The sequence below is a fragment of the Campylobacter concisus genome, assembly GCF_001298465.1.
Classification (GTDB): Bacteria; Campylobacterota; Campylobacteria; order Campylobacterales; family Campylobacteraceae; genus Campylobacter_A; species Campylobacter_A concisus.
The window spans coordinates 1,618,116-1,643,449 of record NZ_CP012541.1; the positions used below are offsets into that span (position 1 = coordinate 1,618,116).

General features: G+C 37.7%; 24 protein-coding genes. 15 read left to right on the plus strand and 9 right to left on the minus strand.

All coding sequences use genetic code 11. The annotated features are described in order from the left end of the window. The 7 genes from CCON33237_RS08180 to CCON33237_RS08210 all read right to left on the minus strand — a co-directional run bounded on the left by CCON33237_RS08180 (position 1) and on the right by CCON33237_RS08210 (position 5,944). Complete coding sequence (locus tag CCON33237_RS08180) at positions 1–678, minus strand: DUF799 domain-containing protein (protein ID WP_054197183.1); 678 nt, start codon at positions 676–678, stop codon at positions 1–3. Further along, on the minus strand, positions 668–1,072 hold the full coding sequence (locus tag CCON33237_RS08185) for a DUF4810 domain-containing protein (protein WP_054197184.1): 405 nt from the start codon (positions 1,070–1,072) through the stop codon (positions 668–670). Before CCON33237_RS08185 ends, CCON33237_RS08180 begins: the two co-directional genes overlap by 11 nt. Next, positions 1,057–1,725: a CsgG/HfaB family protein gene (locus CCON33237_RS08190; protein WP_054197185.1), complete on the minus strand. Its 669-nt coding sequence runs from the start codon at positions 1,723–1,725 to the stop codon at positions 1,057–1,059. Before CCON33237_RS08190 ends, CCON33237_RS08185 begins: the two co-directional genes overlap by 16 nt. Before the next feature lie 47 nt (positions 1,726–1,772). Beyond that, positions 1,773–3,131: an MATE family efflux transporter gene (locus tag CCON33237_RS08195; protein WP_054197186.1), complete on the minus strand. Its 1,359-nt coding sequence runs from the start codon at positions 3,129–3,131 to the stop codon at positions 1,773–1,775. A gap of 77 nt (positions 3,132–3,208) precedes the next feature. Continuing rightward, positions 3,209–4,540: an acetyl-CoA carboxylase biotin carboxylase subunit gene (locus tag CCON33237_RS08200; protein WP_054197187.1), complete on the minus strand. Its 1,332-nt coding sequence runs from the start codon at positions 4,538–4,540 to the stop codon at positions 3,209–3,211. Beyond that, on the minus strand, positions 4,540–4,992 hold the full coding sequence (gene accB, locus CCON33237_RS08205) for an acetyl-CoA carboxylase biotin carboxyl carrier protein (protein ID WP_054197188.1): 453 nt from the start codon (positions 4,990–4,992) through the stop codon (positions 4,540–4,542). Before accB ends, CCON33237_RS08200 begins: the two co-directional genes overlap by 1 nt. 109 nt (positions 4,993–5,101) lie before the next feature. Beyond that, positions 5,102–5,944, minus strand: a complete 843-nt coding sequence (locus CCON33237_RS08210) for a DUF3737 family protein (protein WP_054197189.1) — start codon at positions 5,942–5,944, stop codon at positions 5,102–5,104. Positions 5,945–6,063: 119 nt separating this feature from the next. Between CCON33237_RS08210 and dcd the strand changes: the two genes are divergently transcribed. The 11 genes from dcd (at position 6,064) to CCON33237_RS08265 (ending at position 17,600) form a co-directional block, all read left to right on the plus strand. Continuing rightward, complete coding sequence (dcd, locus tag CCON33237_RS08215; protein ID WP_002939953.1) at positions 6,064–6,624, plus strand: dCTP deaminase; 561 nt, start codon at positions 6,064–6,066, stop codon at positions 6,622–6,624. Positions 6,625–6,813: 189 nt separating this feature from the next. Continuing rightward, positions 6,814–8,784, plus strand: coding sequence for a motility associated factor glycosyltransferase family protein (locus tag CCON33237_RS08220; protein WP_054197190.1), 1,971 nt, complete (start codon positions 6,814–6,816; stop codon positions 8,782–8,784). A 3-nt stretch (positions 8,785–8,787) separates the two neighbouring features. Continuing rightward, a complete protein-coding gene (locus CCON33237_RS08225) occupies positions 8,788–9,975 on the plus strand; it encodes a UDP-N-acetylglucosamine 4,6-dehydratase (protein ID WP_054197191.1) in 1,188 nt (395 codons plus the stop codon). Beyond that, on the plus strand, positions 9,962–11,113 hold the full coding sequence (locus CCON33237_RS08230; protein ID WP_054197192.1) for a LegC family aminotransferase: 1,152 nt from the start codon (positions 9,962–9,964) through the stop codon (positions 11,111–11,113). The genes CCON33237_RS08225 and CCON33237_RS08230 overlap by 14 nt, the downstream gene beginning before the upstream one ends. Before the next feature lie 35 nt (positions 11,114–11,148). Next, the gene (locus tag CCON33237_RS08235; protein WP_054197193.1) at positions 11,149–12,036 is read left to right on the plus strand and encodes a methionyl-tRNA formyltransferase; all 888 of its coding nucleotides are present in this window, start codon (positions 11,149–11,151) and stop codon (positions 12,034–12,036) included. Beyond that, positions 12,026–13,027, plus strand: a complete 1,002-nt coding sequence (neuB, locus tag CCON33237_RS08240; RefSeq protein ID WP_054197194.1) for an N-acetylneuraminate synthase — start codon at positions 12,026–12,028, stop codon at positions 13,025–13,027. The genes CCON33237_RS08235 and neuB overlap by 11 nt, the downstream gene beginning before the upstream one ends. Next, the gene (gene neuC, locus CCON33237_RS08245) at positions 13,024–14,184 is read left to right on the plus strand and encodes a UDP-N-acetylglucosamine 2-epimerase (RefSeq protein ID WP_054197195.1); all 1,161 of its coding nucleotides are present in this window, start codon (positions 13,024–13,026) and stop codon (positions 14,182–14,184) included. Before neuB ends, neuC begins: the two co-directional genes overlap by 4 nt. Further along, positions 14,181–15,227, plus strand: coding sequence for a nucleotidyltransferase family protein (locus CCON33237_RS08250; protein WP_054197196.1), 1,047 nt, complete (start codon positions 14,181–14,183; stop codon positions 15,225–15,227). The genes neuC and CCON33237_RS08250 overlap by 4 nt, the downstream gene beginning before the upstream one ends. Before the next feature lie 13 nt (positions 15,228–15,240). Beyond that, the gene (locus CCON33237_RS08255; RefSeq protein WP_054197197.1) at positions 15,241–16,143 is read left to right on the plus strand and encodes a Gfo/Idh/MocA family protein; all 903 of its coding nucleotides are present in this window, start codon (positions 15,241–15,243) and stop codon (positions 16,141–16,143) included. Then, the gene (locus tag CCON33237_RS08260) at positions 16,136–16,843 is read left to right on the plus strand and encodes an acylneuraminate cytidylyltransferase family protein (RefSeq protein ID WP_054197198.1); all 708 of its coding nucleotides are present in this window, start codon (positions 16,136–16,138) and stop codon (positions 16,841–16,843) included. Before CCON33237_RS08255 ends, CCON33237_RS08260 begins: the two co-directional genes overlap by 8 nt. Then, entirely contained in the window at positions 16,830–17,600 is a 771-nt protein-coding gene (locus CCON33237_RS08265) for an oxidoreductase (protein ID WP_054197199.1), read from the plus strand. Before CCON33237_RS08260 ends, CCON33237_RS08265 begins: the two co-directional genes overlap by 14 nt. A 211-nt stretch (positions 17,601–17,811) precedes the next feature. Here CCON33237_RS08265 and CCON33237_RS08270 read toward each other — a convergent pair whose 3' ends face one another. Then, positions 17,812–19,305, minus strand: coding sequence for a flagellin B (locus CCON33237_RS08270; RefSeq protein WP_054197200.1), 1,494 nt, complete (start codon positions 19,303–19,305; stop codon positions 17,812–17,814). A gap of 186 nt (positions 19,306–19,491) precedes the next feature. Between CCON33237_RS08270 and topA the strand changes: the two genes are divergently transcribed. From topA to crcB, 3 genes are all read left to right on the plus strand, one after another. After that, a complete protein-coding gene (topA, locus tag CCON33237_RS08275; protein WP_180997784.1) occupies positions 19,492–21,609 on the plus strand; it encodes a type I DNA topoisomerase in 2,118 nt (705 codons plus the stop codon). A 131-nt stretch (positions 21,610–21,740) separates the two neighbouring features. Beyond that, the gene (locus tag CCON33237_RS08280; RefSeq protein WP_054197202.1) at positions 21,741–22,580 is read left to right on the plus strand and encodes a biotin synthase; all 840 of its coding nucleotides are present in this window, start codon (positions 21,741–21,743) and stop codon (positions 22,578–22,580) included. Continuing rightward, positions 22,580–22,933 carry a fluoride efflux transporter CrcB gene (gene crcB / locus CCON33237_RS08285; protein ID WP_054197203.1) on the plus strand — a complete coding sequence of 118 codons (354 nt, stop codon included), beginning with the start codon at positions 22,580–22,582 and terminating at the stop codon, positions 22,931–22,933. The genes CCON33237_RS08280 and crcB overlap by 1 nt, the downstream gene beginning before the upstream one ends. A 635-nt stretch (positions 22,934–23,568) precedes the next feature. Here the strand turns inward: crcB and CCON33237_RS08290 are convergent. After that, a complete protein-coding gene (locus CCON33237_RS08290) occupies positions 23,569–24,051 on the minus strand; it encodes a hypothetical protein (protein WP_054197430.1) in 483 nt (160 codons plus the stop codon). 117 nt (positions 24,052–24,168) lie between these two features. Between CCON33237_RS08290 and CCON33237_RS08295 the strand changes: the two genes are divergently transcribed. Beyond that, positions 24,169–25,332: a cation:proton antiporter gene (locus tag CCON33237_RS08295; RefSeq protein WP_054197204.1), complete on the plus strand. Its 1,164-nt coding sequence runs from the start codon at positions 24,169–24,171 to the stop codon at positions 25,330–25,332. The last annotated feature ends 2 nt before the right edge of the window (positions 25,333–25,334 follow it).

Below are 25,334 nucleotides of genomic sequence, written 5' to 3' on the forward strand. Positions count from 1 at the left end.
TTATCTATCTTTATGAAGCTGTGCATCTTTGCCATAATACGGCGAATATGGTCCATAAAGTATGCAGTTATGGCAATCTCTTGAAAATAAATAAGCATCTGCCATCGCTGCTAGATCGTATGATCTATCTGAGATGGTATTTGCCACCTGTGAGATGACGGCTGAGACTAACATGCCAAGTAGGCTACTTTGGCCACTACTGCTATCTTCTGCTGCCATAGCACTGCCTTGCCAAAGAGTAGCGCCGCTTTTTATATCAATAAGCTTTGCTTCAAGGACAACCTTTGTTGAGCTTGAGATGACCGCATAGCTCGTACCATAATCTTTTATATTGATGTAAAGCACACTATCAGCATGGAAAATTTTATCAAGCTTATTTAGTGGCACGGCTGCGATCTCGCTTGGCTCGGTTATGCCATTTAGCTTAAAGGTATCATTTACAAGAGCCACTGGAAATACATAGTATCCTGCCTCACTTAGTGGTGCGACTGCATTTGCCAAAACAGCAGCTGGACCTGAAATTTCTGTGCTATCGTTTGTTGGCATAAGCACTAAGATAGAGTGAGGTCTTTTTTGTAAAAATTCTGAGTAGTCGTATGGCTCAGGCTCTTTTATAGAGCAGCCCGTAAAAAATACTACCAAAAATATAGCGGCTATAAATTTCAGGCTATTTTTCATTATTTGCTCCCTCTTTTTGCTCTACTTTTTTTGGAGTCAAATTTTTAGAGCCTTTGATGAAATTTATATACTCCCTTGACTCTGGGAAATTCTCTACTTCTTTGTCAAAATTTGCATTTGCAGCGCCTAAATTTCCGTTATTTAAGTATAAAAGTCCAAGGTGTGCATATACGCCAGGAGCGATCTTATAGCCCTTTTGTATTGATATCTGCACCAAATTTTCTAAGCGTGAAATTTGCTCGTTTGTATCGCCCTCTTCATTTAGGTAGCTATATAGCGAGCTACTATATGATCCGTCCCAATAATAAAGCGACTTTGGAGCACTTGAGTGACCGCAACCCGCTAAAAATAGCACAAAAAGCGCAAGGCTGGCAAGCTTTATTTTACTTGCCATGCTCCACTTTCTATGCCATTTACTAGATTATTTACCGCTTCAATAATAGCTAGACTTAAAACCTTGCCATTTAGCGTAGAGTCGTATCCTGCTGTGCCGCCAAAGCCGATGATCTCTCTGTTTGAAAGGGTGTATTCGCCAGCACCGCTAACCGAATAGACAACCTCAGCTGTTTTGGTATCAACGATATTTAAATTTACCTTTGAATAGGCAGTTTGTTGCTTACCTTTGCCAAGTATGCCAAATAGCTGATGATCGCCCGTAGTTTTTCGCCCAAACTCGGTCACATCACCGGTTATCACGTATCTTGCACCTTTTAGATTTTGAGCGGTTTTACTTAGCTCGCTCTCTTGTTTGATCACTTTCATATTTGATCTATCAAGCACTAAAAACCTACCACTTTGCTGTAAATTTGTGATCAAAATGCTTTGAGCTTGGTTGCCAAGCCTATCCTCGCCATCAGCAAATACACCATTTTGGTAAGCTGATTGATTATTAAATCGGCCTATCGAAACTGAAATTTTTTGACCATTGTAAACTGTGCCGTAGCTTGCTACTTTTGGAGTCTCGACAACTCTTGAGCTCTCACTCGCACATCCAGCAAAAAGAGCTGCTGTAAGCAAAACTGTACCAAATTTAAATACATTTTTCATTTTTTATCCTTTGCGACAAAGTCGCTTGTATATTACTAAATTTCTTTTTAAATAGCTTTAAATTTCATCCATGTGCCTTTTAGGTATCTAATCGTAAAAAGCACTGCCTTTACGGCCCAGTCAGCAAACATTGCAAACCAAGTACCTATCATGCCAAGATCAAATGTGAGCGCAAAGACATAGGCCAAGATGACTCTACAAGCAAACATACAAACTAAATTTACAATCATCGGATATTTAGCGTCCCCTGCAGCACGAAAAATAGTCGGATACGTATAGGCAAGTGGCCAAATAAGACACATAGCGATACCGTGATACCAGACGATCTGCCTTGTTAAATTTATGGCTTCGCTTGAGAGATTATAAACAAGAAGCAATGGCTCAAGCAAAAGCAAAATTACTGCTGTGCTAAAAAGCTGCACGATGTAGATGCTTATCATTGATTTTCTTACGTAAAATTTAGCCTGATTAAAGTCGTTTGCGCCAACACACCTTGAGATAACCACACTAAGCCCTGTTCCTATCGCCATACCAGGAAGCACTTGAAACATCACGATCGTCCCGCCCACGGCATTTGCAGCGATACTTGCTGTGCCAAAGAGTGAAACAAGGCTCAAAACGATGATGCGACCCACATAAAACATCGAATTTTCAAAGCCATAAGGTACGCCGATATTTAAAATTTTCTTGATAATCTCGTAGTCAAATTTATAGATAAAGCTCTTTCTTATGTGAAGTTTTAGCCTTACATCAAGAAGCAAATAGACTATAACAAAGCAAGCGAGCATCTTGGCTATAAGCGTACTGATGGCGATGCCTAAAATGCCTGTATGAAACGTATAAATACTAATGGCAGTTAGAAGTACATTTAATAAATTTGCAGCCACCATAATATACATAGGAAGCTTTGCGTTTGACATTGTGCGAAAGATCGCCGCAGCTGCTGCATAGACAGCCAAAAATGGCGCGGAAATGGCCGAGAAAACAAGATAGTGGCTAGCATCATGCCTTACTTGCTCTCCAATATCGCCAAAGACATAATCTAGGATAATATCTTTTAAAACTATGATAACTGCGGCGATAAAAAGGGCAAAGATAAAACTAAACCAAACAAGCTGATTTGCTGTGATTTTGGCATTGCCACTTTGTTTATTACCAAGATACTGACTAGCAACCACTGAGCCGCCAGTAGCGATAGCAGTAAATATGCTAATAAATAGCGCCATGACAAACTCCACAAGACTAATCGCACTTACAGCGCTTTCACTAACACTTGCTGCCATTAGCGAGTTTGCAAGCCCTAGGCTATACTCTAAAAACTGCTCAACCGCAATAGGGAAAAAGAGCTTTGCAAGGTCGGCATTTGAGAAAAATTTTGTATTTTGATCTTTGATTTTGTTTACCATGCTTCCCCTAAGATAAACTTAAAAAATTTTAATTTTTAAGCCAAGATCTGCTTTTTGCAAATCCTGACTTAAAAATTTTAGTGTCTTGAAAGATAATTTGTATCGTAGTTATTGCTTAAAAAGTCTTTGTTTTCCATCATAGCGATGTGAAAATCTTTTGTTGTTTTTATGCCATTTATTATGAGCTGATCAAGAGCTACTTTCATCTTATGAATAGCTCTATTTCTATCAGTGTCCCAAACAACGAGCTTGCCGATCATACTGTCGTAATACGGCGGTATAGAGTAGTCTTGGTAGATGTGGCTATCCATTCTAACATTGCGGCCGCCTGGGCAGACATATTTTGTGATCTTGCCAGGGCACGGAGTGAAGGTGTTTGGATCCTCGGCTGTGATCCTGCACTCTATCGCATGACCTTTTAGCTCGATGCTCTCTTGTGATGGTAGTGCCTCGCCTTCAGCCACTTTTATCATAAGCTCGATGATATCAAGTCCGCTTACCATTTCGCTCACTGTGTGCTCAACTTGAAGTCTTGTATTCATCTCGATGAAGTAAAAGTCCAAATTTTTATCAACCAAAAACTCAAACGTACCAGCTCCCTCGTAACCAATCGCTTTTGCCGCTTTTATGGCTGTTTCGTGAAGTCTCTCTCTTGTCTTTTCATCAAGCAAAATAGCTGGGCTTTCTTCGATCAGCTTTTGGTGGCGACGCTGCATCGAGCAGTCACGCTCGCCGATGTGAAGTACATTGCCATGGCTATCGCCAATTACTTGAACTTCGATGTGGCGTGGGTTTAGGATATATTTTTCCATATACATTGTGCCATCGCCAAATGCACTCATCGCCTCGCTCTCAGCAGACCAAAATGCTTTTTCTAAATCCTCTTCACGTTCAACCACGCGCATACCACGTCCGCCACCACCTGCAGCAGCCTTTAAGATGACTGGATAGCCTATCTTTTTAGCTAGCTCTTTTGCTGCTTTTGTGTCAGCCACGGCGCCGTCTGAGCCAGGGATGACTGGTACGCCAGCTCTTTGCATGACTTGCTTTGCCTTACTTTTATCGCTCATCAAAGCCATCGCAGCAACACTTGGTCCTATAAATTTGATCTTGTGATGTGAGCAAATTTCAACAAAATTTTGATTTTCACTTAAAAAGCCATATCCAGGGAAAATAGCGTCTGCTTCGCTGATCTCAGCTGCACTTATGATAGCTGGGATATTTAGATAGCTATCGCTTGAGCGCTCTTTGCCGATGCAAATGGCTACGTCAGCATATTTTACGTAAAGTGCGTCTTTATCAGCGGTTGAATAGACTACAACGGCTTCTTTACCCATCTCCTTTATCGTTCGCAAAGCACGAAGGGCGATTTCGCCTCGGTTTGCGATTAAAATTCTTTTTAATTCCATTAATTTTTCTCCACGCCAAATAACGGCAATCCAAACTCAACTGGCTGTCCGTCAGAGACTAGCATCTCAGTGATCTGGCAGTCAAATTCAGCCTCGATCTCGTTCATGATCTTCATAGCTTCGATTATGCCCACTACATCGCCTTTTCTCACTCTTTGACCTACTTTTACAAATGGTGCAGCGCCTGGGCTTGGAGCAGCGTAGAAAGTACCTACCATAGGAGATTTTATGCTATCTTTTGGCGAATTTGCAGCTGGTTTTACCTCTGAGCTAACGACAACATTTACAGGTGTTGGCGCTGGAGCTGCTGCTTGTACCGCTGGCTTTGCAGGCGCGCAATAATCAGCAAATTTCTCTACCTCGACCTCAAAATCACCACTTTTTATCTTGATATGATTCATCTCCATATCATTAAAAAATTCGATAAGCTCTTTTATATCTTCTTTTTTCATAGAAAATTCTCCTAAATTTTTATATAAGCGTCTAATTGTAGCGAAAATTAGATAAAAAATTTTTTTATGAAGCAAAAACGAGAACTCAAAGTTACTCTTTTTTGCTAAGTTATTTTTCAGTAATAATTATCTTAATGTCTTTAGTATCAACTAAATTTTCATCGATGATGATCTCATCTATCTTTGCTGCCCTTATCACGCCACTTTTTGGATTTTTTATACTTTTTATCGCTCCGCTTGTGCTTACATCGACACTTGAATATTCAAACGCAAGACTCGTATCCATAAAAATGCAATCTTTTACGATCAAATTTTCCACGTAACAAAGTGCTTGCAAGCTCTTTATCGTGCAGTTTATAAGCGTCACATTTTTTGAGTTCCAAGCTAGATATTCGCCTGAGATTAGGCAATTTTGCGCGGTCACGTTTTCGCAGTTCCAAAAAGCATCTTTTGAAATGAGCTTTGAGTTTGTGATATGGACATTTTTACAACTATCAAAGCAGTAGTTTCCATCTAAATTTAGCCCATCGATCTCTAAATTTTCGCTATTTGCCCCAAAGTAATCCCCCTTTGCAAAAACATTTTTTATCCTAACGCCCGCGCATCCCCAAAGTGTTTCACTAGCATCTGAAAAATTTACATTTTCTAGTGAAATTTGCGAGCTTTTTCTAAAGCTTTTTGGAGCGTTGATGACCACGTCTTTGAAGCTTAAATTTGTACTGTACCACATGCCAGCTCTTGCTAGAGGCTCCAAGTATCCGCCATTTAATTTAATGTCGTTTGCGTACCAAAGTGGGTATTTGTAGGCAAAAACGCACTCATTTAGCTTTAAATTTAAGCTATGCTTTAGTGGTGACTCGCCATCTTCAAAGATACAGTTTGTAAAATTTACACTTTTTGCCCCAAACATCGCACGCTCGCCAGTAAAAATTTCTGCATTTTTCTCTTGCATTTTTGTCCTTTATTAATTTTTGCTGTTAAAATTATACTAATTTTCATCTAATTTATTCGCTTTATTAAATTTACTTTAAAGACGCAAAGCGTTATAATCGCCCCAAAAAAGGAGCAAAAATGGGTTTAAAATCAGACTCTTGGATAAGGAAAATGTCGGTTGAAAAGAAGATGATCGTGCCATTTGCTGAGGAGCAGGTAGGTCGCGGCGTCGTTAGCTACGGTGTTTCAAGCTATGGCTATGATATCCGCGTGGGCGATGAGTTTAAAATTTTCACCAACATCGGCGGAACCGTGGTCGATCCGAAAAATTTTGACGAGAAAAACGTAGTAGATTTTAAGGGCGATGTCTGCATCGTGCCGCCAAATTCATTCGCTCTAGCGCGCACGATCGAGTACTTTAACATGCCAGATAACGTGCTAGCCATCTGCCTAGGCAAAAGCACATATGCAAGGTGCGGTATCATCGTAAACGTCACGCCTTTTGAGCCCGGATTTAAGGGGCACATCACGATAGAAATTTCAAACACGACGCCACTTCCTGCAAAAATTTATGCGAACGAAGGCATCGCGCAGGTGCTATTTATCGAGGGTGATGAGCCTTGCGAGGTAACTTATGCTGATAAAAACGGCAAATACCAAGCTCAAGAAGGCATCACGCTACCAAGAATTTTGAAGTGATTTTATGCCTTTGCCAAGGTCAGATTTATTGTCCGCTTTTTACAAAACTATAAACATTAATGAAATTTTGACGAAATATAAGCTATAAAGAGCAAAGTTTCTGATGAATAAGTTACTAAAAATTTGGCATAGCTTTTGCTTTAAATTTGGCAATTTAATACAGTATACAAACACATTTTAAGGATATTTATGTCTGATAAAAAAAACAAACTAGAGACAAAAGAAAAAAAATTAAGCGGAATAACAAATCCTATTTTTGAAAAAAATCTTCAAGCACTATTTCAACAAGATGAGGTCTTGGCAGCTAGACTTTTTGGAATGAACCTACAAACTAAATACGAAGTCATTTTAGATAAAAGTGATCCAATATACATAAATATTATCAACAAAGAATCAAATAAAACAATATATAAAGATCCAGTTGAAGAAATTAGCAAGATGCTTATTGATATAGAAAAAAAATACAAAAGATATCCGGGACTTTTCTTCTATGGCTTAGGTAATGGCATACTTTATAAAGCTTTGGCAAAAAATGAAACTCATAAGAAAATTATCGTTGTAGAACCAGAGCTTGAAATTATACATCTTGTTTTAAATATAATTGATATATCAAATGAATTAAAAAATGAACAAATAATTCTTTTTTATTCTGAATTTGCTACATATGCACAGTTTTACTATCTTGTATCACATAGCGATTTAGATATATATGCTAAAACTTATAGCTTAATAATCCACTCTAACTATTATGATAATTTTGCAGATGACTATATCAAAATAAATAAAAATATAACAAGAGCCTTTTCACAAAATGTCGTCTCTCATGGAAATAGCATAGATGATCTTCTAATAGGTACAAAGCAGCATATCGAGAATTTACCTCATATGCTTACTAACTACTGCTACACAAATTTAGTTAAAAAAAGACACGGTCTTATGGATACAGCGATCATTGTCTCTACAGGGCCAAGCCTAGACAAACAACTAGAAACGCTTAAAAAATTTGCACCTTATGTAAGCATTATAAGCGTCGATGCATCCTATCCGATACTTGCAAGAAATGGTATAAAGCCAGATTATGTAACATCAATTGAACGAATGATACCTACTTCTACTTTTTTTGAAAAAAAACACCCTAGATTTGATGATGATATAAATTTTATTGTAGCTTCAGTGACACACAACCAAACTGTAAAAAATATACTACCTAGACGTTTAGTGCTTACGATGAGGCCTCAACAAGAAGAAAAAATGTTTAGACTCAACAAATATGGATATCTTGGTGTCGGACACAGTTGTGCAAATATGGCCTACCAGCTAGCGTATGTCTTAGGGCATAAAAATATTATATTTATAGGTCAAGACCTTGCTTTTGGTAAAGACGGTGCAAGTCATGCCAAAGGTCACACTATCGCTCAGCCGGACGAAAATTTATATACTATCGCCTATGGTGGCAAAGGAGAAGTAAGAACAACTTATGTATGGATGCTCTTTAAAAATCAATTTGAAAATGATATCGAGCAAGCTAAATTAGAAGATATAAAATCATATAACTGCACTGAAGGTGGAGCTAGAATAAATGGCGCCATAGAGAAACCTTTTTTAGAAGTTATAAATGAGCTTTGCAAAGGTAAAAAAGTTAAAAATTTACCAAATATCAAAAAAGATAGCGATAAAGTAGCTAACAAAAATTTGTCAAAAGCCTATGAAGTAATACGAAACAAAATAAGAGTTCAAACACAAGCTAAAGAAAAAATAGAAAAAGTATTTTTAGAACTAACGCCAAAAATTGATAATTTTATGATTTTAAGAGATAAGGGCGAAATAAACACAAAACATTTTAAAGAGCTTGTAGGAATATCAAATAAGATAGATAAGCTTAAAAACTGCATCTCTCATAAAAAATATATGAGATATATAGAAAACATCTTTGTTATCTCGACTTATCACCAAGAGTTAGAGCTTGCCAAAGTATCAGTAGCTCCAAGTGATACAGACGAAGAAAAAACTAATAAATTAGTTGAGTGGATAGAATTTCATAAATACTGGTTATTTTCAGCGGCTGGCGGTATAAATGCAGATATAGAAACAACAAAAGAAGCCTCAAAACCTCTTATAAAAGAGCTTAAAAAACGTGGCATCTTTCCAAAAAAAGACTAAAGCATGGATATATTAAGCTTAATAGGACGCACGAAAAATCTCTTTGAAGATGACATAAAGGTACTTAGTAAAAATTTAAAAGAGATAGTCTCAAGCTCAAGCTTTCTAGTTATTGGTGGTGCTGGTTCTATCGGCTCAGCCGTGACAAAAGAAATTTTTATAAGAGATCCAAAAAAACTATATGTCGTCGATATCTCTGAAAATAATCTTGTCGAGCTAGTGCGTGACATAAGAAGCGAGTTTGGATATATAAATGGCGACTTTAAAACTTTTGCCATAGATGTCGCAAGTGCCGAGTTTGATGCACTCTTGGCACAAAGTGGTGGATTTGACTACGTGTTAAATTTATCAGCACTAAAGCATGTTAGAAGCGAAAAAGATCCGTTTACGCTTATGAGGATGCTCGAAACAAATATCTTTAACACCGACAAAATGCTGTCCCAAGCTTTTGATATGAAGTCAAAAAAATATTTCTGTGTCAGCACCGACAAGGCCGCAAACCCTGTAAATTTAATGGGAGCTAGCAAGCGCATCATGGAGATGTTTGCGTTTAGGCACTCTTTAGAGATCGACATCTCGATGGCTAGATTTGCAAACGTGGCATTTAGTGACGGCTCGCTTCTTTTTGGTTTTCAAAAACGCGTAGAAAAGTCTCAGCCCATAGTCGCTCCAAACGACGTCAGGCGTTACTTTTTAACGCCAAAAGAAAGCGGCGAACTCTGCCTTTTGAGCACTATTTTTGGCGAAAATAGAGATATATTTTTCCCAAAATTAGATGAAAATTTAGATCTAATAACATTTAGTGAGATAGCCAAGCGATACTTGGCAAATTTAGGCTACGAACCATTTTTATGTGAAAATGAGGAGGAGGCCAGAAAGCTTGCGAAAGTGCTTCCAAAAGATGGCTTTTACCCTTGCCTTTTTGCGCCTAGCGACACGACTGGAGAGAAGGACTACGAGGAGTTTTTCGTTGACGGCGAGAGACTTGACATGCAAAGACTTCAAAATATCGGCATAGTCAAAAATGATGCAAATTTTGACAGCAAAAAGCTAGAAATTTTTAAAAACAATATTTTAAATTTAAAATCAAGCTTGGCATGGAGCAAAGAGGACATTTTACGCGAAGTTTTCGAGCTTATACCAAATTTTATGCATAAAGAAACAGGAAAGTATCTCGATGAAAAAATGTGATTTTGACGAGGTTTTGAAATTTATAAAAAGCACCTTTGGCAAAGACAAAGTCCCACTTCACGAGCCTAAATTTATAGGCAATGAGAAAAAGTATCTGCTTGAATGCATCGACTCTAGCTTTGTCTCAAGTGTTGGTAAATTTGTAGATGAGTTTGAGAGTAAGCTAGCTAAAATGGTCGGTGCTAAATTCGCAGTTGCTACGACAAATGGCACCTCAGCGCTTCATATCTGCTTAAAATTAGCTGGTGTAGAGCAAAATGACGAAGTGATTACGCAGCCAGTTACTTTTATAGCAACTTGCAATGCCATTAGCTACCTTTTTGCAAAGCCAGTTTTCGTGGACGTTGATCTTGATACACTTGGTATGTCGCCAGCATCGCTTAGTGCGTTTTTGGAGAAAAACTGCGAGCTAAAAGACGGTAAATGTGTAAATAAAACTAGCGGCAGGATAGTGCGTGCCTGCGTGCCTATGCACACTTTTGGACTGCCTTGCAAGATAGTTGAGATAGCTGAAATTTGTAAGCGTTGGAACATTGCTTTGGTAGAAGATAGTGCCGAGAGCCTTGGTAGCTACTATAAAGGCACTCATACGGGAAATTTTGGCAAGCTTGCAGCCATGAGCTTTAATGGTAATAAGATTGTCACAAGCGGAGGAGGCGGAGCTATCATCACAAACGATGAGGAGATAGCAAAACACGCTAAATTTATCACCACAACGGCTAAGGTGCCACATCCTTTTGAATACCGCCACAGCGAGATCGGCTACAACTACCGCCTACCAAATTTAAACGCGGCCCTGCTTGTGGCTCAGCTTGAAAATTTGGAGCTATTTTTAAAGAGCAAACGCGAGCTTGCGATGATCTATAAAGAGTATTTTTCTAAATTTGATGATGTGAAATTTATAGATGAGCCAGTGGATACTAGGTCAAATTTTTGGTTAAATGCGGTGCTCTTTGAAAGCCGTGAAAAACGAGATAAGTTTTTAAAATTTAGCAACGAAAATGGCGTTTTCACACGCCCTATCTGGCAGCTTATGAATGAGCTTGATATGTTTAAGGACTGCCAAAGAGATGAGCTAAAAAATGCTAAATTTTTAAGCGATAGGATAGTAAATATCCCAAGTAGCGCAAGGGTGTAGCTTATGTATATGCAAAATAATACAAGGAGAGTAGTATGAAACTAAAGATAGGTTATTTTGCAGATGGTATTTGGAGCCATAACGCATTTGATAAGCTTATTAAAGACAAAGATATAGAGATAAAATTTATCTGTGCTAGGTATGATTCAAATGATGAAAAACTTCTAAACTATGCAAACGAATTTAAAATTGACTATTTAAAGCATAAAGATATAAATTCTGATGAGTTTATTGACAAAATTAAACAATATGATTGCGATTTATTCGTGTCAATGTCTTTTAATCAAATTTTTAAATCCAAGATCATAAATTTGCCAAAATATAAAACTATCAATTGCCACGCAGGTAAATTACCGTTTTATCGAGGCAGAAACATTCTAAACTGGGCTTTGATAAATGACGAAAAAGAATTCGGAATAACTGTACATTATATGGATACTGGTATAGATACCGGTGACATAATCTTACAAAAATGTTTTAACATAACAGACAATGATGACTACAAAAGCATACTGACAAAGGCACACAGCGAGTGTGCAAATATACTATACGAAGCGATATGTTTATTTAAAAATGGTAAAGCAGAGTCCAAAAAACAAGAGGGTGTCGGGTTTTACTGCTCAAGGCGAATAGAGGGCGATGAAAATTTAAATTTTAATCAAACAAGCAGAGAGGTGTTTAATTTTGTACGTGCCATTTGTTATCCAGCCATAGTAGCAAGAGCATTTTTAAACGGCAAAGAGATGAAAATAAATAAAGTAGAGCTTGTAAAAGATGCACCACTATATAAATGTGTTACTGGTGCAATTTTGTGTAAAGACGGTAATACTTTTTTGGTAAAAACACAAGATAGTTTTGTAAAAGTTGTAGAATATGAATACGATGGAAAGATTAAGGTGGGAGATAGATTTGATGTCAAATAGGGTTTTTATCATAGCCGAGGCCGGGGTTAATCACAATGGCGATAGAAATTTAGCTAAAAAACTGATCGATGTAGCAGCTAGTGCTGGCGCTAATGCGGTGAAATTTCAGACCTTTAAAGCTCAAAATCTTGTTTCAAAAAACGCGCAAAAGGCTAGCTATCAAAAACAAACTACTGATAAAAACGAAAGCCAGTTTGAGATGATAAAAAAGCTTGAACTAGATGAGAATACGCATAAAGAGCTCATAGAATACTGCAAACAAAAAAATATCACATTTCTCTCAACTCCTTTTGATAGCGACAGCATAAAGCTTCTTGATGAGCTTGGGCTTAGTACATTTAAAATCCCAAGTGGCGAGATAACAAATTTACCATATCTTAGGCAGATAGGTGGGCTAAATAAAAAGATCATTCTCTCAACTGGCATGGCAAATTTAGGCGAGGTGGAATCTGCGATAGAAGTACTTATAAAAAGCGGCACGAAACGTGAAAACATAAGCCTTCTTCATGCAAATACGCAGTATCCAACGCCGATGGAGGATGTAAATTTAAAGGCGATGATAACTCTTAAAAATGCCTTCGGTCTTGAGGTCGGATATAGCGATCATACGCTTGGCATCGAGGTTGATATCGCAGCGGTTGCCATGGGTGCAAAGATCATAGAAAAGCACTTTACACTTGATAAGAGCATGCCTGGACCTGATCATAAGGCTAGTCTTGAGCCAGATGAGCTAGCGGACATGATTAGGGCTATTAGAAATATCGAACTAGCACTTGGTGATGGGTTAAAGCACTTTAGTAAAAGTGAAAGCGAAAATATCAAAATAGCTAGAAAGTCGATCGTGGCAAAGTGTGATATAAAAAAGGGTGAAATTTTTAGCGAGAAAAATATCTGCGTAAAACGCCCAGGAGATGGCATAAATCCTATGAGGTGGGATGAGGTGATCGGACAAATTTCACAAAAAGATTACAAGCAAGATGATCTGATATGAGAAAAATTTGCGTAGTAACTGGCACTAGAGCTGAATATGGCCTACTTTACTGGCTATTAAAAGAGATTGAGGCAGATAGCGAGCTTGAACTTCAAATAATTGCCACCGGCATGCACTTAAGTCCTGAGTTTGGACTAACATATAAAGAGATAGAAAAAGAATTTAAGATAGATAAAAAGATAGAAATTTTAAGTAGTTCTCATACAAGCCTTGATATTTGTTCGGAGATGGCAAGAGTTTATGAGAAATTTGCTCCGGCACTAGCTGAGCTTAAGCCTGATATATTGGTGCTTCTTGGTGATAGATATGAGATATTTGGTGTAGCAGGTGTCGCTAGTATCATGCAAATACCAATAGCACATATCCATGGCGGCGAGACCACGCAGGGAGCATTTGACGAAGCTTTTAGACACAGCATAACAAAGATGAGCCATATACATTTTGCAGCTACAAATGAGTACGCAAATCGCATAATTCAGCTTGGCGAAGAGCCTAGGATGGTTTTTAATGTTGGTGGCCCTGGCATAGAAAATATAAAAAAGTTAAATTTACTAAACAAAGATGAGTTTGAAAAGTCTATAAAATTTAAGCTTGCTAAAAAAAATATCCTCATCACTTTTCATCCGGTGACACTTGAAAATAGTAGTGCAAGAGAGCAGTTTGGTGAGCTTTTAAAAGCAATAGATGAGTTAGAGGATACAAATTTTATCTTTACAAAAGCAAATAGCGATACAGATGGCGATGTGATAAATAAAATGATAGATGAGTATGTGAGTAAAAATTCACAAAAAGCTGTGGCGTTTGCTTCACTTGGGCAGCTAAGATACTTAAGTGCGATAAAATTTGTTGATATTGTCCTAGGAAATAGCTCGAGTGGCTTAACGGAAGCACCAAGCTTTAAAAAGGCTACTATAAATATAGGCGACCGCCAAAAAGGACGCGCTAGAGCTAGCAGTGTGATAGACGTTAGGCCTGTTAAAGAAGAAATTTTAGCTGCTATAACAAAAGCATATTCGAAGGAATTTAAGCAAATTTTACAAGACACAATCAATCCATACGATAGTGGTAGCCCAAGTAAAAAAATACTAAAAATTTTAAAAGAGCTAGAGCTTGATGATATTTTGAAAAAGAAATTTTATGATATAGGTTTGAAATGAGAATAGTAAACGATATAAAGCTAAGCATAAATTCAACCATAAAAGACGCCTTGCAAACAATCAATAATGGCGGGCTCCAAATAGCTATTGTCGTGGATGAAAACGATAGCCTTGTAGGTACAATAACAGATGGGGATATCAGGCGCGGACTACTAAATGGTCTTGATCTAAATAGCAACATAAATCTTATAGTACACAAGAGTCCAAGTACTGCAAATGTTGGCGACACAAAAGAGTCTATACTAAAAATAGCCCTTGCTAAAAAACTTCATAAAATCCCACTAATAGATGAACTTGGAAAGCTAGTTGGCATAGAAGATATCGAAGATATTATAAAGCCAGCCAGTAAAACAAACAAAGTCATTTTAATGGTAGGAGGCCTTGGCACTAGGCTTAGACCACTTACGCAAGATACCCCAAAGCCAATGTTAAAGGTCGGAAACAAGCCGATACTTCAAACGATAGTTGAGAAATTTGCAGAGTATGGCTTTGTAAATATCACTATGTGTGTAAATTTTAATGCAGGCATCATCAAGGACTATTTTGGTGACGGTAAGGAATTTGGAGTAAACATTGACTACATTTTAGAGCAAAAAAGAATGGGTACAGCAGGTGCATTAAGCTTACTTAAAGAGCGACCAAACGAGCCATTTTTTGTAATGAATGGTGATCTTCTTACAAATGTAAATTTCGAGCATATTTTTAACTACCACATGCTAAATAAAGCTACAGCCACAATGTGTGTAAGAGAGTATGACTACGAAGTGCCTTATGGCGTTGTAAAAATGAATGACAACAAGATAGTAGAGATCTCAGAAAAACCGGTGCAGAAATTTTTCGTAAGTGCTGGGATATATATGCTCTCACCTGAAATTTTAGATTTGATCCCGAAAAATGAGTTTTACGATATGCCGACTCTTTTTGAAAAAGCCATAAGCCAAGGTAAAAACGTAATCTCATTTCCTATACACGAGTATTGGATTGACATAGGACGATTAGAAGAGTATCAAAAAGCAAATGAAGAATACGCAAAAATATTTTGATGAGGCATTTTAGATGAAAGCTCTTATCTTAGGCTATGGCTCGATTGGTAAAAGGCATTACGAAGTATTGGAAGCTTTACCGCAGATAGATGAGATCTGCCTCGTTACTAGCCAAGATGTAGCCAATAAAATTTGTTACAAAAGTTTAGAAGAAGTCTCAAATTTAGACAAGTTTGACTACTTTGTCATAGCAACTCCCACATTTTTACACCTGCAAAATTTAAAATTTTTAGACGAGAAAGTAAAAGATAAAATAATACTTTGCGAAAAGCCTTTGTTTGAGAAATTTTACGATTTTACACCAAAAAACAACAAAATTTTTGTAGGCTACGTACTTAGATTTCATCCTCTTTTACAAAAACTAAAAGAGCTTTTGAAGAGTGAAAAAATTTTATACATAAATGCTAGTTGTGGACAGTATCTACCAAGCTGGAGAAGCGGCGACTATACAAAATGTTATAGTGCTAGCAAAGAAAAAGGCGGTGGGGTTTTGCTAGATCTTAGTCATGAGTTAGACTATACCATGTGGCTGTGTGGCAAATTTAAGAGCATAAAAAGCTTTCAAGATAAAATCTCAAATTTGCAGATAACAAGTGATGATTTATGTTTAATCTTTGGCAAAACAGACAATAATGTAGTAGCCAATATAAGCATTGATTATTTAAGCCATATGACGCATAGAAACGTGCGAGTGGAGTGCGAAGGCTCCACTTATGAGCTTAATTTCATAAAAGGTACTCTCACAAAACAAGATATCAATAGGCAAATTTTTAACATGCCAAATTTGGAAAGAAATGAGATGTTTCTAGCTATGCATAAAGATGTCCTAGGTGAACAAAGATACGTTTGTGGCTTTAGCGAAGGACAAGATACTATGGGCACAATAGATCAAATTCAAAGGCAAAATAATGAGTAATGTGTTATGTACAATATGTGCAAGAGGCGGTAGTAAGGGTGTAAAAGGAAAAAATATACGTGAGCTTTGTGGAAAACCACTTATTGCTTACACCATAGAGCAAGCCAGAGAGTCAAATTTATTTGAACATATAGTAATCAGTACTGATAGCGATTTGATCGCAGAAACAGCAGTAAAATACGGTGCAGAAGTCTTTTTTAAAAGAGATGCTGCTATGGCCAGCGATACAGCCGGAAAGCTTGATGTAATAAAAGATGCTTTTTTAAAAAGCGAACAACATTATGCACAAAGATTTGATTATGAGATTGATCTTGATGCAACAGCTCCACTTCGTGATGTAAGCGATATCATAAACGCTTACAATCAGTTTCTACACGATAAAAATGACAACCTAATAACCGCGATGCCAAGCAGAAGAAGTCCATACTTTAACTTGGTTGAAATTTATCCTGATGGACATGTGGGGCTTGCAAAAACTTTAGCAAAAGCCATTGTAAGACGACAAGATGCACCAAAGACTTATGATATGAACGCTTCTATCTATATCTGGAAACGTGAAGCCTTGCTAAATAACGATACATTGTTTTTGCCAAAAACTGGGCTTTATGTGATGAGTGAAGACAGATCAATCGATATAGATTGTGAACTGGATTTTAGATTTGTAGAGTTTTTAATGAAGGAAAAAAATGCTAACAGATAAGGTCATAGTAGTAACGGGAGGGGCTGGTAGGATAGGAAGTGCTTTTATAAGAGCTATCGTTAATCAAAATGGCATTGGTGTGATAGCAGAGGTAGATACAAAAAGAGCAAATTTACTAAAAGACGAGGTATTGAGCTCAAATAAAGATGCAAGGATCGAAGTTCTACAAATTGATATCAGTGACGTAAATTCTGTTAATGAAGCCATAAATTTCTTACACTCAAAATATGGCCACGTAGATGCACTGGTAAATAACGCCTATCCAAAAAACAAAAATTACGGTAAGAAATTTTTTGAGATAGATATGAATGATTTCAATGCCTTTTTAAATTTACACCTTGGTGGATACTTTAATATCTCACAAAATTTTATAAAATTCTTTTTAGAGCAAGGTTACGGCGATATCATAAATATCTCATCTATACAAGGTATCGGAGCGCCTGCTTTTGAGACTTACGAGGGAACAAATATGCACTCTCCTGTCGAATATACAGTAGTAAAACATGGCCTTCTTGGCATGACAAAATACATGGCAAAGATGTTCAAAAAAGACAATATCCGAGTAAACGCTATAAGTCCTGGAGGAATTTTAGATGGGCAGCCTGAGCCATTTTTAAGCCAATATAAAAAAAGATGTGGCATGAAAGGAATGCTCAATGCAAATGATATTTGCGGTACTTTGATCTATTTATTAAGCGACGTATCAAAATATGTAAATGGACAAAATATCGTAGTTGATGATGGATTTAGTTTATAATTTAAAGCCTTAGTTTGCCACTAAGGCTTTAAGTAGCAAATTTAGAATGAGTATTTTAAAATCTTATATACAAAGCTTAAGATATTTTATTGATTGTAAAAGTATAAAACCCCAAAGCTAGGCTTTGGGGTGTGGGTTTGCGTATTGTAAAAGCATTAACACTCTTAAGGCTTTGTGCTACTACAAAGCCTCTACTTAAAACCTTAATTAACTACTGTAGTAGCTTCATTACGTTTTGTTGTACGCTGTTTGCTTGACTCATAGCATAAGCACCTGACTGAGCTAGGATGTTATGTTTTGAGAAGTTAGCAGACTCGCTAGCAAAATCAACATCTCTGATTTGAGATTCTGCTGATTTTACGTTAACTTGAGTTACAGTGATGTTATTAACTGTAGCTTGAAGTTGGTTTTGAACTGAACCAAGGTCTGAACGAACTTGATCTAGTGTTTTTTGAGCAGACTCAGCGATACTCATAACAGCCATCGCACCACGAAGTGTCATAACACCTGCTGATTGGTTTACTGTTAAAGCTGCACTCATTCTTTGAAAGCCCATAGCAGTTGCTAGGGTTTTATCTATTTGTCCTCTTATGTCTCTTAGAGATACTGATTGTTGAGCACCACCATCAGCAGAGAATGCTATTGACAATTTAGTAGCACCGCCACCTTCTAGTTTAATATCTCTACCATCAAGACGAACCAAATTTAGTCTTCCAACAAAGCCTTTTGTTAAATTGTTACCTTTTCCGCCAAGTCCTTTCTCAATGTCTGTACCAGTTGCAACAATAGCACGACCATCACGGCTTGTTAGTACCATTTTACCAGTTTCAGCGTCAACTGAAGCTTCAACACCAGTTTGATCTTTTACAGAGTTGATAGCATTTACAAGTGCACCGTTTGAGTCATTTGCTTTAACTTCTAAGTCGCCGATTTTAACGCCGTTGATTGTTAAAGATTTAATTAGACCACCAGCAATAGCAGCACTAGCCTTCCAAGTAACATCGGCTGTCGCTCTAACACCAGTTCTATCAGCAACTTTATTGATATTCTCGGCTAGAGCACCAAGTCCTTTACCAATGCCTGTTGAGATAACAGCAGATGTAACGCCAACATCATTTACACCATCAACGTTTAAGAATTTAAGCTTTACTTCACCCATAGCGGTAAGTAATTTTGAACTCTCAAAACGTGTAAGACCGATCTTGTCAGATGTGGTCGCACCAATACTTGCTTTAACAGTTTGGTTTGAATAAGCACCTATTTGGAACTCTTTATTAGAGAATGTTCCATTTAGTAGTTGCTGACCGTTAAATGAAGTAGTGTTACCGATATTGTCAAGCTCTTCCATTAGACGAACGATATCAGCTTGCAATGCTTGGCGTGATTGAGTTGTTTGGCCGTCTTGAGCTGATTGAGTAGCTTTTGTCTTGATAGTATCAAGAATTTTTAGCTGCTCGTCCATAGCTTTATCGGCAACTTGAATGATACCAATAGCATCATTACCGTTTGCAATAGCTTGACCTAAAGCTGAAGCTTGACTTCTTAAGCTATCTGCGATAGATAGACCTGAAGCATCGTCTGCAGCTGTTTGAATCCTAAGACCTGAGCTAAGTTTGTTAAGTGACTTAGATAGGTCAGTGTTGTTGCTAACTGCGTTAGCGTGTGTGTTAAGTGCGTTTACGTTTGTGTTAATACGAAAACTCATTGTAAATCCTTTTAATTTTTAGTTACGACTTCTTGTCGCACAAAAACTATATCGTGAAATTTTTTAAAAACTTTATAGGCATGAATGAAAAAATTTTTAAAATAATGAAGACGGATTTGATTTTTACACCTTGATACTTTAAAAATTATTTTTGCTACAATTACGCCAAAAAATTAAAGGCTATATATAATGAAAAGCTTAATCATCGTGGAATCTCCTGCAAAAGCAAAGACTATCAAAAATTTCTTAGATAAAAGCTACAACGTCATCGCCTCAAAAGGTCACATCAGAGACCTGCCAAAAACGAGCTTTGGCATCAAGATAGAGGATGATAAATTTACCCCAGAGTATCGCATCAGTAGCGATCACTCCGCCATCGTAAAAGAAATAAAAGAGCTTGCCAAGGATGCAGATGAAATTTACCTCGCGACCGATGAGGATAGAGAGGGTGAGGCGATCGCATTTCACATCGCAAATGCTATCGGCAAAGAGCCAACAAGCCTGCCTCGCATCGTCTTTCATGAGATCACCAAAAGTGCCATACAAAACGCTCTAAAAAGCCCAAGACACGTCGATATGAATAGTGTCAATGCCCAGCAAACAAGGCGTTTGCTCGACCGCATAGTTGGCTACAAGCTAAGTCCGCTTTTAAATTTAAAGATACAAAAAGGCTTAAGTGCTGGCAGGGTACAAAGTGCGGCACTAAAGATAATAGTTGACCGTGAGCGTGAAATTCAAGCATTTAAGCCGGTTGAGTACTACACTATCGACACCGTCTTTAAAAAAGATCTAGACGCCGAGCTAGTTAAATTTGAAAATCAAAAGATTGAAAAGCTCACTATCCAAAACCCAGACCGCGCAAAATACATCATCGAAAATTTACAAAATGAGAAATTTAGCGTCCGAGAGATCGAGAGCAAAGATAGAAAGATCCAGCCAAGCCCGCCATTTATGACCTCAACACTTCAGCAAAGTGCGAGCAACCGCCTTGGTTTTAGCCCTAAAAAGACGATGATGATCGCACAAAGCCTCTATGAAGGCGTACAAACAAACGAAGGCTTCATGGGTGCGATCACCTACATGAGAACGGATAGCTTAAATTTAGCCAAAGAGGCTGTCGCGGCCGCTAGGGAGCATATCCTCCAAAACTACGGCAAAGAGTATCTGCCGGCCAAAGCGATAAGCTACACGACAAGCTCAAAAGGCGCGCAAGAAGCCCACGAAGCGATCCGCCCTACAAATTTAAACTTCACGCCACAAATAGCGGCTAAATTTTTAGAAAAAGACGCGCTCAAACTCTACACGCTCATCTATAATAGATTTTTAGCCTGCCAAATGAGTGCATGCGTGAGCCAAACGCAAAATGTCTATGTCGTAAGCGAAAAAGGCGAATTTAAGATAAGCGGCAGAAAGGTAATATTTGACGGCTTTTACAAGGTTTATGGTGAGCTTGATAAGGATAAAATTTTGCCAAATTTAAAAAAGGGCGACGAGATGAGCTTGCAAAGCATAAAAAGCACGCAAAATTTCACCGAGCCGCCGTCTCGCTACTCTGAAGCCGGTCTTGTTAAAAAGCTAGAAAGCCTTGGCATCGGCCGCCCAAGCACCTACGCACCGACCATCTCTCTGCTAACATCAAGAGACTACGTAAGGATCGAGAAAAAGCAGCTCATACCAAACGAGATCGCATTTAGCATGATAGGCGTTTTAGAGGAGCACTTTAGCAACATCGTCGATAGCGATTTTACATCACATCTTGAAGAAAAGCTCGATGAAATCGCACTTGACAAGGCCGACTGGCAAAAGGTGTTAAGCGACTTTTACTATCCATTTATGGAAAAAATAAGCGCTGGCAAAACTAGCATAAAAAGCCTAAAAACAGCCACTCCGATCGGCGAGAAGTGCCCAGAGTGTGGAAGCGAGCTAGTGCTTAGAAAGGGCAGATACGGCGAATTTATCGCTTGCTCAAATTTCCCAAAATGCAAATACTCAAGAAATGTCGCAAAAGATAATGAAAAGAGCGCAGAAACTGGCACTACTGAGGTAGCTAAGCCAAAACGCGAGCTTAAAAAGCTTGACGTGCCATGTCCAAAATGTGGCGGCGAGATCGTCGAGAGATTTAGTAGGCGCGGTAAATTTTATGGATGTGCCAACTATCCAAAATGCGACTTCGTCTCAAACTACGAGCCAGTTGAGCAAAAATGCGACGAATGTGGCGGCGATATGATCAAAAAAGAGCTTAAAAAAGGCACATTTATAGAGTGTACAAAGTGCAAGAAAAAGACATTAGTCGCTGAAAATTAAAAATTTATAGTCGAATTTGAGCCATTTTGGTTTGGATTTGACTTTATTCGCAAAATACATTTTTACTTATTTGCTTATATGCTCAAAATTTAAACCTATCAAAGTTATAATACGCCAAAAAAGGATGAAATATGAAAACAATTATGCTCTGTGCGATATGTTCGGTGACTCAAGGAAATTGCGGTGAGGACTGCGCTTATTGCACGCAAAGTGCCAAAGCTGGCGCTAATATCACGAAATTTAAAGAAAAAAGCGTGCAGCAGGTGGTGGACGAGGCTAAAATGGCTTATAAAAACCACGCTCTTGGCTTTTGCTTAGTTACAAGCGGTGCTAGACTAAATGATAAAAAGACTGACTATATCGCATCTTTAGCAAGAGCTGTGAGCAAAGAAGTGCCAAATTTGATGCTTATCGCGTGCAACGGCATGGCGACTTATGAGCAACTTTGCGAGCTCAAAAAAGCTGGCGTTTTTAGCTACAACCACAACCTTGAAACAAGCCGAGAATTTTTTCCAAAAATTTGTAAAACACACACTTGGGACGAGAGATATCAGACAAATTTAGATGCAAAAAGAGCTAGGCTTATGCTTTGCACTGGTGGAATTTACGGCGTTGGCGAGAGTGAGGTCGATAGAGTAAGCTTTAGAGCTGGTCTAAAAGAGCTTGAGCCATTTTCATCGCCGATAAATTTTTTCATAAAAAATGAATCTCTAAGTCTTGATCTGCCCCCTCTTAGTGTGGATGAAGCCCTAAAGATCGTACGTGATACCAAAAGCGCTCTTCCAGAAACTAGAGTCATGATAGCTGGTGGCAGAGAGAAAATTTTAGGCGATAGACAATACGAGATCTTTGAAAATGGCGCAGATGCGATCGTCATTGGCGACTACCTCACCGCAAAAGGCGAGAAAGCTAGCAAGGATATTGAGGAGCTTACAAAGCGAGGTTTTAGCTTCGCAAGTATCTGTCACTAATGCTTGTAAATTTACTTTTCGCAGGGCTTGGAGGCTTTATCGGGGCTGGATGCAGGTTCTTAGCTGGCGAACTGCTAAAATTTAGCCACTTTCCGCTAGCTACGCTTGGCGTAAATGTGCTTGGTAGCTTTATTATCGGCGTTTTGTTTTGTCTAAATTTAAGCCAAAGCGTGAGAGTATTTTTGGTCATTGGCATACTTGGCGGATTTACAACATTTTCAAGCTTTAGCCTTGATAGTGTGAAATTTTTACTAGAAGGCGAGCTGGTAAAAGGCTTTTTAAATATCTTTTTAAACCTTATTCTTTGCTTACTTGCAAGCTATCTTGGAATTTTGCTTGGTAAAAATTTGTGAGGTTTTTAAGGTACGCAACAAAATAACTTTATCTATGCCATTTTTAAATTTTAAAGCTTCACTCACTCGCCACTAAATTTAGAGCCGTGATATGCTCGCTTTAATTTACTCAAATTTATCTGATAACAAATCGCATGCAGTGCGTTAGCACTGGAGCATGCCACCTCTAACGTTGTCGGGGTTAGGGGATCGTTAAGGGGGAAGGAAGCGACTTCGTAATTCAAGCCTCTTCCCCCTTAACAAAGAAACAAAACTTTAAATTTCTAAAAACCTTAATTTATAAATTTTAAAATTCCATTCACTCGCAAGAATTGACTACTGGTTTTGGGTCTTATGAAGCTTGCCACTAGAGCCGAAATTACTTGCTTATAAAATTTTAAAATTTGATAGAGTTTTACCCGCATGCAGTGCGCCAGCACTATTGCGTGCACTTTGAGCGTGTTAAGGGATTGGGGGATATAAAGGGGGATAAGGGGGCGACTTACGCAATTCAAGCCCCTTTGTCCCCCTTTAAGTAAATTTCATCAATCTATGTGCAAATTTTAAATTTCATTCACTCACAAGAATTGGCTAGTAAAATTTGATGAAATTTAACAAAACCGCATGCAGTGCAAAACACCACCACATCCACCTTTCTATCTAGCTTCTACCTTTGGCATCTGAAGCATAAAATTTCTAGCCTCACTTAAAAGTACAGGCTTAAGCCCATCTACCAGAGTTTTTGGATCATAAATTCTTTCATATGAAAGTATTAAGACTCCATCTTTTTTAAGTAAAAAGTGGATTATTTCTATATTTTTACTGCTAGTTTCATCTTTTATGAGAGCTAAAATTTGATCATTCTCTTCACTATAAAGCACCTCTTTAGCCTCTTTTATCTTTCTTTTTAGCTCAGCAAGCATACTTTCACTTTTTATATTTTTGTCAAATTTCACTCTAAATCCTACAAAATGCTCATCAAAATTTTCATTTTTTAAAAAGTAAAAACTCTCATCTTTGGCTGTATTTTTCTTATAAAAAACGCTTCCATCAAATTTAAAACTTTGAACCAAACTTAGCTCGTCTGCAAAGCCAAAAATTCCAAAAAACATCAAGACAAAAAATAGAAATTTACACATAAATTTGCACTCCAAATTTTTAAAAATTTGTCGCCATTTTGCCCAAAAATCGCTTAGCTTAATCAAAAAATAACAAAGCTTTTTATACAATCAAACATTTTTAATTTAAGGATCTTTTTGCAATTACATCAAGCGAGCGAGCTTAGTATTCTTGTCGTTTTGGCATTTATCGTCTTTGCTTCGCCTTATATTTCTAAAATTTTACGCATTCCTGTCGCTCCTGCTGAGATAATACTTGGGGCACTAGCTAGCTACATCGGACTTGTCGGCGAAAATGAGATGTTTAAGCTAATTAGCGAAGTTGGCTTTTTCTTTTTGATGTTTCTAGCTGGCATGGAGATTGATCTTAGAATGCTTATAAACATTGACCGCAAAATTTTACGTCTGGGGCTTATCTATCTTGCGCTCATTTACTCGCTAGCAACTGCACTTACGTTTAGTCTTGATCTTAGTTTGCTTTATATTATCATTATCCCGATAATGGCCGTTGGCATGATATTTACGCTATTTAAAGAGTATGGCAGAGATGTGAAATGGCTAAATTTAAGCATGCTTATTGCAACTATTGGCGAGCTTATAAGCATTACGCTTTTGACATTTATAGCAGCCTATTTGCAGTTTGGAGCTAGTATAAATTTATGGCTAACGATTGGCTATTTGATCTTATTTTTAGCTATCAGCGTACTTAGCTTTAAAATTTTAGATGTGCTTTTTTGGTGGTATCCGGGGCTTAAAGTGATCCTTATGCCACACTACGATAAGGATGAAAAAGATATTAGGCTAAGCATTGCGGTATTTTTTTCGATGATTGCACTTATGTTTTATTTGAATTTAGAAGTTGCCTTTGGCGCGTTTATCGCAGGTATGTTTATAGCTACGTTTTTTGATCATAAAAAAGACTTACCGCACAAGCTTTCAAGCTTTGGATTTGGATTTTTGGTACCGATATTTTTTATACACATAGGCTCAACTTTCAAGCTCTCAAGCCTAAGCTCAAATGAAGTGATAAAAGATGCTATTTTTATATTTTGTGCGATGCTTGCTACAAGGCTTTTTTCAAGTGTGTTATTTGTAGGAAAATTAGGGCTTAAGGGGATATTTTTGTTTTCTCTCTCACAATCCATGCCACTAACGCTTCTAGTAGCAGTTGCTACTATCGCACACAGATCAGGTGAGATAAGTGATTATTCTTACTCATCTTTTATCCTAGCAAGCCTAGCTCAAGCTATAATAGGGACAATAATTATAAAATTTCTAATGCAATCAAGAAGCAAGGAGTAAAA